This window comes from Alistipes indistinctus YIT 12060 (genome assembly GCF_025144995.1).
GTDB classification, from domain to species: Bacteria; Bacteroidota; Bacteroidia; order Bacteroidales; family Rikenellaceae; genus Alistipes_A; species Alistipes_A indistinctus.
In genome coordinates this window covers 778,666-791,366 of record NZ_CP102250.1, presented here as the reverse complement: position 1 = coordinate 791,366, position 12,701 = coordinate 778,666, and the positions used below count along the sequence as shown (strand labels likewise).

Annotated in this window: 7 protein-coding genes; 3 read left to right on the top strand and 4 right to left on the bottom strand. The window is 55.2% G+C overall.

Annotated elements, in window-relative coordinates:
• Nucleotides 1-3 precede the first annotated feature (3 nt).
• Nucleotides 4-957 (bottom strand): MlaD family protein, encoded by a 954-nt coding sequence (locus NQ495_RS03555; protein ID WP_009134332.1) that lies wholly within the window; start codon nt 955-957, stop codon nt 4-6.
• Between the two features lie 164 nt (nt 958-1,121).
• Entirely contained in the window at nt 1,122-2,363 is a 1,242-nt protein-coding gene (locus NQ495_RS03550) for an N-acetylmuramoyl-L-alanine amidase family protein (protein WP_009134333.1), read from the bottom strand.
• Between the two features lie 98 nt (nt 2,364-2,461).
• Here NQ495_RS03550 and NQ495_RS03545 point away from each other — a divergent pair, with 98 nt between their 5' ends.
• Genes NQ495_RS03545 through NQ495_RS03535 form a run of 3 tightly spaced genes read left to right on the top strand, consistent with a single transcriptional unit; the run spans nt 2,462 to nt 8,472 of the window.
• Entirely contained in the window at nt 2,462-5,305 is a 2,844-nt protein-coding gene (locus tag NQ495_RS03545) for a putative LPS assembly protein LptD (protein WP_040294537.1), read from the top strand.
• Nucleotides 5,306-5,311: 6 nt separating this feature from the next.
• Nucleotides 5,312-7,525 carry a M3 family metallopeptidase gene (locus NQ495_RS03540; RefSeq protein ID WP_009134335.1) on the top strand — a complete coding sequence of 738 codons (2,214 nt, stop codon included), beginning with the start codon at nt 5,312-5,314 and terminating at the stop codon, nt 7,523-7,525.
• 35 nt (nt 7,526-7,560) lie between these two features.
• Nucleotides 7,561-8,472 (top strand): hypothetical protein, encoded by a 912-nt coding sequence (locus NQ495_RS03535; protein ID WP_009134336.1) that lies wholly within the window; start codon nt 7,561-7,563, stop codon nt 8,470-8,472.
• Nucleotides 8,473-9,049: 577 nt separating this feature from the next.
• On the opposite strand, the gene NQ495_RS03530 is transcribed toward NQ495_RS03535, so the two are convergent.
• Together NQ495_RS03530 and NQ495_RS03525 are read right to left on the bottom strand one after the other, a co-directional pair.
• Entirely contained in the window at nt 9,050-10,390 is a 1,341-nt protein-coding gene (locus tag NQ495_RS03530; RefSeq protein ID WP_009134337.1) for a Gfo/Idh/MocA family protein, read from the bottom strand.
• A 42-nt stretch (nt 10,391-10,432) separates the two neighbouring features.
• Nucleotides 10,433-12,550: a right-handed parallel beta-helix repeat-containing protein gene (locus NQ495_RS03525; RefSeq protein WP_009134338.1), complete on the bottom strand. Its 2,118-nt coding sequence runs from the start codon at nt 12,548-12,550 to the stop codon at nt 10,433-10,435.
• Nucleotides 12,551-12,701 lie beyond the last annotated feature (151 nt).

Sequence of the window (12,701 nt, the reverse complement as noted above, 5' to 3'; positions counted from 1 at the left end):
TATTTAATCCCGGTTGCGGCCGCCCCCGAAGACCGAAATATTGATGTAGCGTTTCGGATGCGCCTTGATGTCGTAAAGCAGCGCCGAAAGGTTTGCGGACGCATCGACCAGCGAGTCGTACAATGCCTGGTCGTTGACGAATTTGCCTACCGTCCCTTCGCCGTTGTTGACTTTGTCGAGCGTGGTGTTGAGCCGATTGAGCGTTACGGTCATTTCTGCGATGGCGGTCGGGAACTGCGATTTGCTCAGCGAGTCGGTGAACTTGTCGACGTTGGTCAGGATATGGCCGATTTGGCCCTCTTTGCTTTTGAGCGTTTGCGAGAGAGAATTGAGGTTGGCGATGATATTGCGCAACGAACCCTTTTCGCTAACCATCAAATCATTGATGTTGCCTGTAATCGAGGCCATGTTGTTGACCGTCGTATTCAGTCCGGCGCGGTTGTCGGCCAGGATCGCATTGAGGTTGTCGAGCGTAACGGTCAGTCGTGAAATGACGTCGTTCGCTCGCTGTTTGATAAACTCGAACTCGCTGCCTGCCGTTTCGAGGAAACCTTTGTTGATCTCCGAGTAAAGCGTATCGCCCGGCTGGAGCAATTCCGGCGAGGAGCCCGGAACGATTTCGATGGCTTTGCCGCCCATGATGCCGTCGCTGAAAATGAGTGCTTTCGAATCTTTCGGAATGGGGTATTTCGCTCTGATCGCAAAGGCTACGACCACATTCTGCGATTGTTCGGGGTCGTAACTCATGGTGCTGACGGTACCTACCTTGAAGCCTTTGATGACGATCGATGCCGAAGGTTGCAGGCCGTTGACCTGATCGTAGACGGCATAATAGTCGCGTGTCGAGGTGAAGAGGTCTTTGCTTTTGAGGAAATTGACGCCCCAGTAAAGCAGGGCGAGCATGGCTACTCCGAAAAAGCCTATTTTGAATTCACGGCTGAATCTCAGTTTTTTCATCGGTTTTTCATTTGTCGGTTTTCGTGTCCTTTTCGGTCGGGTGTTTCCGGGGCGTGGTATCCGTCCGCTGTAACGGGTCAATTTTGAGTGAATATCACCGTCTGTGTCCGGGTTTATTCCGGTCGGTCAACAGGCCTGTCTGTCCGTATCGGGCTATCCCCGCATTATTCCAAGCGGCGTGCTTCGGCAATCGTAATGCGTTTGTCGCCGAGGAACGGAACGACGAAAGCATCCTTGAACTGGCTGCGCAACTTGCTTTGCAAAGATAACGCTTCTTTGTAAGATGCCACGCACCCCACGTAATATTTGTACACTCCGCCCGTAATCATTTCCGTTACTTCACCGCGGTACGGGCCGAAACGCGATGAATTTTTCGGCACTTTGCGATCCGAAGTCATGATTTGTACGCGGTAGTCCACTTTTGTGCCCGGAGCGGTGTCCTGTGTTGGGTAAACTCCTGGGGAGGAAGTGCTTCCGTTAGTATTCGATGATCCTGGGCTTGGATTCCCCGAAGAGGCGCTGCCGCCAGTGCCGTTTGCCGTTGCATCGCCGTCCGTCCGGTCCATCGCTTCGTCTTCGGCTGTGGAGGCGTTACTTAGCGTCTGCCACGAACTGTGTCCTTCCGATTTGGCTTTGTACTCGCTGAAAGCGTTGAACAAAGAGCGCGCCAGTTTCTCCTGGCCGCTGCGCGTGGTGAGCAATGCCCGGTCGCCGGCGTTGGAGATGAAGCCCAATTCGGTGAGGATACTCGGCATGGCTGCGTTCCACAGCACGAGGAATCCGGCCTGTTTGACGCCGCGGTTGCCCATTGCGGTATTGCGCACGTACTGCCGTTGAACCATATTGGCGAGCGTGAGGCTCTGCCCTTGGTAGGAGTACTGCATCAGGGAAAAAATGATGAACGATTCGGACGATCCGGGCACATATCCCTGGTATTTGGCTGAGTAGTCGTCCTCAAAGGTGATGACGTCGTTCTCTTTCATCGCGATGTCGAGGTTGCGTCCCGCCTTGTCCACACCCATGACGAATGTTTCGGTTCCGGCGGCCGCACTGCTGCGTGCCGCGTTGACATGGATCGAGAAGAACAGGTCGGCGCCGGCTTTGTTCGCGATGTTGCCGCGTTCGTACAGCGGGATAAAGACGTCGGTTTTACGCGTGTAGATCACCTCTACGTCGGAAAAATTATCTTTGATTAGCTCTCCCAGGCGCAAGGCCACGTTCAGGACGATGTCTTTCTCTTTGAATTGTTTGTAGGAGCATCCTGGGTCCTGCCCGCCGTGCCCGGGGTCGATGACCACCTTGCGGATACCGACGCGGGCCGTCTGGGCCGGGGAAGGGGTGTAACACAGCAGGGCGGCGAGGTAAAGTATCGGAAGCGCCAAAAGGCGGCGTTTTGAAACTTTCATTGCGTCGAACGTTAGGGAACTCTGTTTTTTTAACTATTTTTGCTGCGGAAAAGCGGGACTCCGCATAGAATAGTGCAAAGTTAAATATTTGTAGGGAATTGCACATAAAAAAATCGAAATATATCGTTTCCGCTCTCCTTGTCATGGTGCTGGTTTCGCAGACGGTGTTCAGCCGCACGGGAAGCCTCGCGCAGGCGGAACCGGCTCTTTCCCTACAGTCTCCTTCTGCCGGTCAAAGCGTTGAAAATATATCTGTTAATGCTGCCGGAGCGGCAGCATTGCTGTCTCCGGACTCACTCAAGCTGAAAGACAGTCTGCTGCGGGCCGATTCGTTGCGGCGTGCTGATAGCCTGGTGCGTAGCGATTCCCTGCGCCGGAACGGCCTGTTTCCGGGAGTGGTGCCCGATTCATTGCTCCGTCCTGCGGATACCGTCTACCACAAGCCTTTTCTGGATGATGTGATTTCGGGTAAGAACGAAGACTCGCTGGTCTATCAGGTACAAAAAAAGATCGTATATATTTACGAGAAAGGCGATGTGAAGTATCAGAAGATGAATTTGAAGGCCGACTTCATGCGCATTAACATGGACAACAAGGAGATCTACGCTTACGGGCGTCCTGACACCGTCCAACTCAAAGAGCCGACCGAGGCCGGGGATACGGTGAAGATTACCGCGACGCGTCCCGAATTCCTCGACAACGGCACTTCCTATACGATGGATACCATCACCTACAATCTCGATTCGAAAAAAGCGCGCATCAAAGGGGTCGCGACACAGGAAGGGGAGGGATACCTCAAGGGAATGAAGGTGAAGAAGATGCCCGACAATACGATCAACATCGCCAACGGCCGGTACACCACTTGCGATGCCGAAGACCCGCATTTCTACATGGCGATGACTAAATCGAAGACCATTCCGGGTAAAAAATCCGTTTTCGGGCCTTCCTATCTGGTGATGGAGGATGTCCCGATCTATTTCCTCGGGTTGCCTTTCGGTTTCTTCCCGATGTCGAACGAGCGAAAATCAGGTTTTATCATTCCATCCTATGGAGAGGAAGTCGTCAAAGGATTTTTCCTTCGCGACGGGGGATATTACCTGTCGTTCAAGGATTATGCCGACTTGGCTATTACCGGAGGTATCTATACGATGGGTTCGTGGGAGGCCGATATCGCGTCTCGTTACGCCAAGCGTTACAAATATCGCGGCTCGTTTGACGTTCGTTTTTCGAAAGATATCATCGGTGAAAAAGAGGATGCGGATTACATCAATCAGAACAATTTCAAGGTGACGTGGTCGCACCAGCAGGACCCCAAATTCCGTCCCAACACGACTTTTTCAGCGAGCGTCAATTTCTCCACCAGCGGTTACAGCAAGTACGGTGCGCAGAATATGAACGACTACCTCAGCAGCCAGACCAACTCGAGTATTTCCTATTCGCACAATTGGTCGAAGGTCTCGCTGTCGACCAACCTTCAGCATTCGCAAAACTCGCGGGACTCGACTGTCCAGCTCTCTTTCCCGAATATCGTGCTGAGTGTCTCGCGCATCAACCCGTTCCAGCGCAAGGATGCGGTGGGCAAGCAGCGTTGGTATGAGAAAATATCGTTGCAGTATACCGGTACGTTGGGTAATACCGTGAACGTGAAAGAGAAAGATCTGTTTACGGAGAAGATGTTCAAATCGATGCGAAACGGCATCAACCACCAGATTCCGGTGCAGACCTCGTTCAACCTGTTCAAGTATTTCAATATCAATCCGTCGTTCAATTATCAGGAGCGCTGGTATTTCCAGAAGGTAGACAAAGAGTGGGACCCGGTGGCGAAGCAGGTGATCGACAGCGATACGACATGGGGATTCTACCGCCTGTATAATTACAGCATGTCGGTGAGTGCATCGACGAAGGTATACGGCACCTACCAGTTCAAGAAGGGGGCTGCCATCCAGGCTATCCGCCACATGATCACGCCGTTGGTGAGCTTCAGCTATACCCCCGATTTCGGCAAAAACGGTTATGGGTATTACAAACAGGTGCAGAGCGATACTATGGGGCGCATGATGACCTATTCGCCTTTTGCGAACGGCCTTTACGGCGTGCCGGGTTCCGGACCGAGCATGTCGTTGAACTTCAGCGTCTCGCAGACTTTGGAAATGAAAGTGCGCGATAAGAAGGACACCACAGGGGTGAGGAAGATCAAACTGATCGACAACCTGATGATCTCCTCGTCTTACAACTTTTTGGCAGACTCGCTGAACCTGTCGCCTTTCTCGTTGAGTTTGCGGACCAACCTGTTTAAGAACGTCGGACTGAACGTGACGGCTACGCTCGATCCCTATCAGGTCGATCCCGTAACCGGCCGACGGATCAACAGATTTATGCTCAGACAGGGTAAACTGGGGCGCCTGACCAGCGTGCAAACATCGTTCGGCTATTCGTTCAATTCACCGTCTTCCGGCAATTCGCAGCCTGCGATCAACGATATCAACAGCGGTACGGGGGCTGTTCCGCCCGAGTATACGGATATGTTCGCCCAACCGGGCTTCAACGAAATCGACCCGAATACGCGGCGGCAGATGATGGCGTCACGCTATTACAACTTCAACATCCCGTGGAATTTCGGGTTCAATTATAATTTTAGCTATACGAATACGGGCATTCGCAGCAGCATTGTGCAGACGCTCGGTTTTAACGGTAGCGTGAACCTTACCCAGAAATGGGGACTTACCTTCAACGGCGGTTACGATTTCGAAGCGAATAAACTCACGCCGGGAACTTTTACCCTGACGCGAGACCTGCATTGCTGGCAGATGAGCTTTTCGTGGGTTCCAATCGGCTTCCGCAAGAGCTGGAGCTTCACCATCGGCGTGAAGGCAGCTACGCTCAAAGACTTGAAGTACGACCGCCGCAACAGCTTCTACGATAACCTTTACGACTCATATTAATCGTTTATGGCTTTTTATCCCCCATACACCGCGGCCCTGGGTTCCGCGGTTTCAGGCATGAATGCTCCTGCCGGAGAACAGGACGGAAGTACCGGTATTTCTTCTGCCTCCTCGACTCGCTCTTCGACGGATATTGCGTCGCCGGACGATTCTATTTCCGGCGGCTTGCTCCCCTGCGATTCGCTCTCCTGCAATCCGTTGCTGCAACGCTGGCCCGGTCCGCACGCCACACCGGCATTCGACCGGATTCGCAACGAACATTATCTGCCGGCTTTCCGTCATGCGCTCCGGGAGGCGCGCGCCGAAGTAGCCGCCATCGCCGGCAATCCCGGGGAACCGACTTTTGCCAATACGGTCGAAGCGCTCGAATTCAGTGGGCGGCGGTTGGATGATATCGGCAATATATTTTTCAATCTGAACGAGGCCTGCACGGACGATGAGATGCAGCGTATCGCACTGGAGGTTTCGCCGTTGCTGACCGCATTCGGCAATGATATAAGCCTTGATCCGGTCTTGTTTGCGCGCGTCCGGGCGGTCTATGACAACCGTGATTCGTTGGAACTGACTGTCGAGCAAACTCGTTTGCTCGAAAAAACGTATAAGTGGTTTACGCGTGGCGGCGCCGCATTGGAGGAGGCCGACAAGGAGACCTTCCGTGCGCTGACCGCCGAACTCTCACAACTGAGTCTGCAATTCACACAAAATGTGCTCGCGGCAACAAACGCCTTTGTCCTGCACCTGACCGATCCCGGGCAGGTGGACGAGCTGCCCGCTTCGGTACGGGACGGGGCGGCGGCCGAAGCGCGTGAGCGCGGTCTCGACGGCTGGGTGATTACCCTGCAGGCGCCGAGTATGGTTCCCTTTATGACCTACTCTTCCGACCGGAAGCTTAAGGAACGGCTTTGGCGGGCATACAACAGCCGCTGCTATGGCGATGCGTACGACAATACGGAGATTGTCACGCGAATCGTGGCTTTGCGGTTACGGTTGGCCAATTTGCTGGGCTATCCGACCTATGCCGATTATGTATTGGAAGAACGGATGGCCCGGACTCCGCAGCGCGTGCGGGAGTTTCTCGATGAACTGCTCGAACGGGCGATCGTCCCGGCACGCGGTGACGTGCGCGAAGTGGTTGACTTTGCCCGCAGCGCGGGGGCAGCTTACGAGCTGATGCCGTGGGACTACGGCTATTGGCAGGAGCGGCTCAAGCGCGCCCGGTATACGCTCGACGAGGAGCAGTTGAAGCCGTATTTCCGGCTTGAGAACGTACAGCACGGTGCATTCCTGCTGGCGGGTAAACTCTATGGGCTGACCTTTCACGAAAATCCGGACATTCCGGTTTATCATCCCGATGTGCGGGCATTCGAAGTGTGCGACGGCGACGGAACATTCCTCGCCGTGCTGTATATGGATTATTTCCCGCGGGCCTCGAAGCGCGGCGGAGCATGGATGACCGAGTTTCGGCCGCAGTATGTCGAACAGGGCTGCGAGATTCGTCCGCTGATCTCGATCGTGTGCAACTTTACGAAACCTACCGACCGGCAGCCCTCCCTGCTTACTTTCAATGAGGTGACGACCTTGCTCCACGAGTTCGGTCATGCGTTGCACGGGATGTTGGCCTGCGGTCGTTATCCTGCCCTGACGGGAACGAACGTTTACCGTGATTTCGTCGAACTGCCGTCGCAACTGATGGAAAATTGGGCAACCGAAAAGGAGTTTCTCGATTTGTGGGCCGTGCATTACCGCACGGGGGAGAAGATTCCCGCCGATTTGGTGCAAAAGATCGTCGATGCGAAGAATTTTCAGGCGGCCTATTTGCATATCCGGCAGGTATCGTTCGGGCTCAGCGACATGGCGTGGCATACGGTCACCGCACCGGTCGAAGGTGGTGTCGCCGAATTTGAGCGGCGTGCGATCGGAAAGGCACAACTATTGCCTTATGTCGCAGGACAGTGCATGGCTACCGCTTTCGGTCATATCTTTTCGGGCGGTTATGCGGCGGGTTACTACGGTTACAAATGGGCGGAAGTTCTCGATGCCGACGCTTTCTCGCTTTTCCGGGAGCGGGGTATTTTCAATCCGGACGTGGCGGAAGCATTCAGGACGAATATCCTGGAAAAGGGAGGCGCAGAGCATCCGATGACGCTTTACGTGCGGTTCCGGGGGCGCGAACCTGACAGCCGTGCCCTGTTCGAACGGATGGGTATCCGGGACAAGTAGAATTCAAGGGATGATAAACCTGTAAAATAAACGTTATGAAACTCCAAGAAATGCTGCGCGGCGGCCGAACGGTCCCCGGCGGTCCAAAATATGTGGTTTCCTCGGTACGCCCGGAAATTTCAGCCGTTCCGGCATTCCGGCGTTCGGGCGGCCTTGCGGCAGTTTGCATGGTACTATTGGCCTTGTCTGTATTGGCAGCTTGTACAGCGAAAACCCCGAATCGGGAGGAGGTGCTTCCGATGGATTTCCTTTCGGGTGAATTTACTTATATGGCCGATGCGGCTATGTTCCGTGATTGTGCGACGGGACTGCGGTTTCCGGTGGCGCAAACGGGCGATTACCTGCGTACCGAACGCGAATATACGGCCCGGAGCCAGGGGGTCGGTGATCCCGTGCATGTACGGTTGCGGGGGCATATCGACCTGATGCCTTCGGCGGAGGAGAGCCAGGGGCTTGTTCCGACATTGGTGATCGACTCTCTGCTGGGGTTCGATGATAATCAGGCTTGCAATCCCGGCGTGATGATGGTCGGTATCTATGTGTCGGAGGACGGATCGGGCCGCAGTGTCCTGCACCTGCGCAGCGATTACACCTGTTCGTTTCAAAATTATGGCGCCGACGGCAGTGCGGAACACCGTGAAGGCCGCTGGGGGCTCGTTGCCGAAGAAGAGTTGGTTCTGTTGTTGCCGCCGTCCACGCTGACCGAACAGATGCCGGTACTGGACCCCGATGCCGGATCCGGTCAGGGTATGGGGCCCGGCGGGGCGAACGGAACCGCATCTGGAACGGCTGCCGGGGCTATGTCCGGCGATGCGGTCGTACAGTCCTCTTCGGTGCAATCCGGCCCTGACGAACAATGGCTGTTCGAGGTGGTTTCGGAACAGGGCGTACTGGTGCGTAACAACGGTGCCGATAAGTCTCAGGTATTTCGTAAGGAGTATCTGTAAAGCTATTTATCGGGGTTGACAGCTGTTTGCGATGCGTGTGCATCGGATGTCCAGTCTGCCAGAGGCCAAAGGCAAGCAAAGGTGCAGGTTATACGGGGGCATGTTTTGACGGAGCTTGGCGGGGCGCCGACCGATCCGTTGCACGGAATTACCTATTCAGTGCAATGTGTCCTGAAGTATTGCGGTATAGAGAAAAGCGACTCGTATAAGTGGATTCGTTGTATCGACTCTCCGCTGATTGATTTTTTTAGAGTTATCGGTTTTCACACCGGCCGATGGTCGGGGCGGGATGTTGTGCCGGAATGTTTTTAGAGAGACGAGTAGCGTGAAAACGGAATTTTTGGTACGGAGCAATTTTTTGAACCGTAGCGGGCGACATATTCGGAAAAGAAATTGTTGATTCCGGGAAAGGTATAGCGATTTTTAGGTTATGCTTGAATGCAAAAACAAACAGGAGGCACTTGTTAAATGCCTCCTGTTTGCATAGTATCGGTTTTTCCGGGTGGGACTGCGGAAGACGCCGGGAGGGAGTGTATCCCTGCTGCTGTGTCTGCTGTCCGCCGCAGCCGTTCGGATATCAGCCTTCCAGCGAATAGCCGTCGCGGTAGGTGTAATGCAGCAGTGCGGTTGCGTCCGGGTCGTCCATGAATTTCTCGACGATGGGGTTCCATTTGACGGGGCGCCCCAGTTTGTATGCGATGTTACCGAGGTTGCAGACCGTGCATGAGCTGTGTCCGATTTCGACCGGCACCGTCGGGTCGATGCGCGAGCGCACAGATTCGATAAAGTTGATCTGGTGCGGGATCCGCGTCTCGTAAGGCAGATCGTCGTTTTTTGTTCGGGTATCGGGAAGAAACACCGGATCGGAGGCGAGCACTTCGCCGCGACATACCTGTATCCAACCGTTGTCGCCATAGAATTTAACACCTTGCTTCGTCCCGTCGAACGGCTCTTCGGTCATCACTACGCCGTTGTCGTAAAGGTAAGTGAGGTGGTCGTAGTAGCTGTGTCCGGGAGGAATGATCTCCACAGGGCCGTTACGATCCTTACCCAGCGCCCATTGTGCCACGTCGAACATGTGCGCTCCCCAGTCGGTCATCAGGCCGCCGCCCGTTCCTTCATACCAACGCCATGCTCCCCAGAGTTGTTCGTTTTGTTCGGGATCGAGCGTAATAGGCGGGTTCAGCTCGTGGTTGTAATTGACTTTTCCCGGCAACGGTCCCTGCCACAGATCCCAGTTCAGTCCGGCGGGAATAGCTTCGACGGCGAGCGTATTGGGTTTAGGGGGACCCCCCACGCGCACTTTCACACGCGAAATTTTACCGAGCCGTCCTTCGCGGATCAGGTTGGCTACATGGATGAACTCCTCATCCGACCGCTGTTGACTGCCCACTTGCAGGATGCGGTTGTTCCGGCGTACGGCTTTGCACAATTGCTGGCCTTCGTAGATGGTGAAAGTCATCGGTTTTTCCAGGTATACGTCTTTGCCTGCGCGGCAGGCCGCCATGGCGATCAGGGCGTGGTAATGGTCCGGTGTGGCGATCACCACCGCATCGATGTCGGGCCGGGCGAGAATATCCTGGTAATTTTCATAGGTTTTGACTTCCGGCTTGATTCCTTTCGAAGCATAGTATTTTCTAACGCGGCGGTCGAAACGTTCCCGTTTGATGTCGTAAACATCCGCTCCCGCTACGATGCGTACGCCGTCGATCGTCAGGAAGCCGTTCAACAGATACATGGCCTGCTGTCCCAGTCCGATGAAGCCGAGGCGGACCGTATCGCTCGCTGCAGTTTTACCTTTTGCGGGAGCTGCGACGGCGGTGTCACCGCCCAATAAGCGGGGAAGCAATACGGTTCCGGCGGCCCCGAGAGCTGAAAGCCGCAGGAAATTGCGGCGCGAAAGTTTGGATTCACTCATGTCGTTCAGGTTTTATTTCGGTTAGGTAGGTTTTCAACGAAGTTATTTGATCCAGGGATTGCCGTGCGGGCCCATCTCGTCGAGCGGGATCGGCTTCAGCCCGTAACGGGCCAGAAAATCGGGTTGGCATAGCGACCGGATGCCGCGTCCGTCGGCCCGGATCTCCGTGTTGTTCGAAACGACCTGCCGCGCATTGTTTTCGGTGTTGCCGTCGTGTCCGGTGATAAGCACCTGGGGACAATCCACCACCAGGTTGTTGCGGATGATATTGCGGTTGAAGTCTTCGTGCAGGCGTTGCAGTTCGGGGTAACGCTGCCTGTACACGGCCGAATTGATGTCCACGTCTTCATACATCATTTTGCGGACGACGGTTACCGTGTCCAGATAGGCTTCCCATTTTTCAGGCGTCCACATCGAAGTGAAGCTTACGGCTGCCGGACACCGGTAGAAAATGTTGTTTTCGATCACATTCTCTTTGCCGCCGTTGATTTGCACGCCGCCGAAAGTATAAGAACCGCACCGTTCGAAAATGTTGCCGTACACCTCCACGCCGCAGATCATGTCGTCCATGCGCACGCCCGTGGCGCCCGAGAAGGTACCTCCGCTGATATCGCTCCAGTAGTTGTACCGGACGACGATGCCGCGGTAGGTCGGATTGAAGTAGGATTCGATACCGCCCTGGTCGTCCGATTCGTTCACTACGTCGCGGATGACGTTGTATTCGACCAGGATATCGTTACCCTCGTAGCGCATAGCCGACGAGGAGGAGTGTTCGAACCGGTTGTGCGCGATGCGTATGCCGCATCCCGTGGCATGAACGGCGGGTTCGTACGTGCGTTTGAATGTCGAAAAGGTTTCTACTACGCTGTTTTCTACAAAGTGTCCGGCCGGGGTCAGAGTCCGCCGGTCCCCGCCTTCGATCTGGATGCCGCTGAATCCCAGTTGACGCAGCAGGCAACTCCGGATGCCGTGGTTGCTTCCGCCTTTGATGTTGACACCGTCGCGGCCCATGCCCGAGATGCGCACCCCGTCCAACAGGCAGGATTCGCCGCCGGTGATCAGTACACCGCTGCCTCGGCTCTCTTCAAACGTAAGGCCGCGAAGGATTATGTGCGAGCAACTGTCCAGTTCGGCCATGTACGGAGCATCGAAACGGGTCAGTGCGACGCGGTTGTCGTAGGAGGCCTCGACCGACGGGTACCAATACAAGAGGCCTTTGGCGCGGTCGATGTACCACTCCCCGGGAGTATCCAGCTCGCAGAGCAGGTTCAGTGCGCGGTAGCGGAGTCCGTCCTTGTAACCGCTGGCATGGTAGGGAGGTTGAATGTACAGGATTTGTTGTGCGGTGTCGATCCGTCCGAGGCGCTGGTATTCGTCGAGCCAGTCCCAGAACCAATAGCCGTTCAGCCGTACGTCCGGTTCGTCCGTCCAACGGTTCGGGCGGGGATCGTCGTAGCGGAGGATGCCCTCCATGCTGCCTTTGAAATGGGCCCAGTTCTCAGGGGCCGGGGTCACTCCGAGCGCTTGGGGCGCATAGACGAACCCTTTGTCCGGCCAGCGGGAAAGGGTTTGCAGTTCGCCGTTGCAGAAAAGTTCCGGCCGCTGACCGGGTGTCGTCGGGTCGCCGTAATTGTCGATGCGGGTTTTGCGCAGGTCGGCTACATACACTTCGTTGTGTATCGACGGATCGAGCTTTTTGAGTGTTGCTTTATCCGTAATGTGGCGCCATACTTTGATCTCCGCACCGCCCGAGAAAATAGGTGTCTCACCGGGGATTGCGGTGTAAATCACGGGGGCATTCGCACTTCCCGAACCGGCTGCGGTTACGATCCACGGAGAGTCCATGGTGTAACGTCCCCCGTCGAAAAATACCGTTACAGGCGTGCCGGGAGCCTCGGCGAGCAGTTCGGTTACGCCCTGAGTCGCGCGTTGCGGGGTGCGCCAGGGCATGGTTTTCGTTCCGGGGTTGTTGTCCCGTCCTTTCGGCGAAACGTAGAATTCCCGGGCTTGCGGGATAGGCTGCGGGGCTTGTTGTACCGAGGAGGGTTCCGGTAGCGGGTGTGTCGTTGCGACGGCAGAAGGCTGGTTCCCGCCCCAAAATACGGAGGCGACGCACAGAAGCAGGCCGCCGGAGAACAAAAATCGGCTGGAGTAGTTCATTCGGTCATGATTTGGATTTGTTCTACAAAAATAGCACGTTTTGCCGGTTTTCCATGCCGGCAGCGGGTCTTACCGTTAATTTCCGTTTCGATCGAATGTATTACGAGGTATCTGCCGTCAGCGGCAGATACCTCGTATAAACAGTCCGACG

Excerpts from the sequence above, each read along its gene's own strand:
- NQ495_RS03550 (WP_009134333.1), bottom strand. The coding sequence starts at position 2,363 with ATGAAAGTTTCAAAACGCCGCCTTTTGGCGCTTCCGATACTTTACCTC.
- NQ495_RS03525 (WP_009134338.1), bottom strand. The coding sequence starts at position 12,550 with ATGAACTACTCCAGCCGATTTTTGTTCTCCGGCGGCCTGCTTCTGTGC.
- NQ495_RS03530 (WP_009134337.1), bottom strand. The coding sequence starts at position 10,390 with ATGAGTGAATCCAAACTTTCGCGCCGCAATTTCCTGCGGCTTTCAGCT.
- NQ495_RS03555 (WP_009134332.1), bottom strand. The coding sequence starts at position 957 with ATGAAAAAACTGAGATTCAGCCGTGAATTCAAAATAGGCTTTTTCGGA.
- NQ495_RS03535 (WP_009134336.1), top strand. The coding sequence starts at position 7,561 with ATGAAACTCCAAGAAATGCTGCGCGGCGGCCGAACGGTCCCCGGCGGT.
- NQ495_RS03540 (WP_009134335.1), top strand. The coding sequence starts at position 5,312 with ATGGCTTTTTATCCCCCATACACCGCGGCCCTGGGTTCCGCGGTTTCA.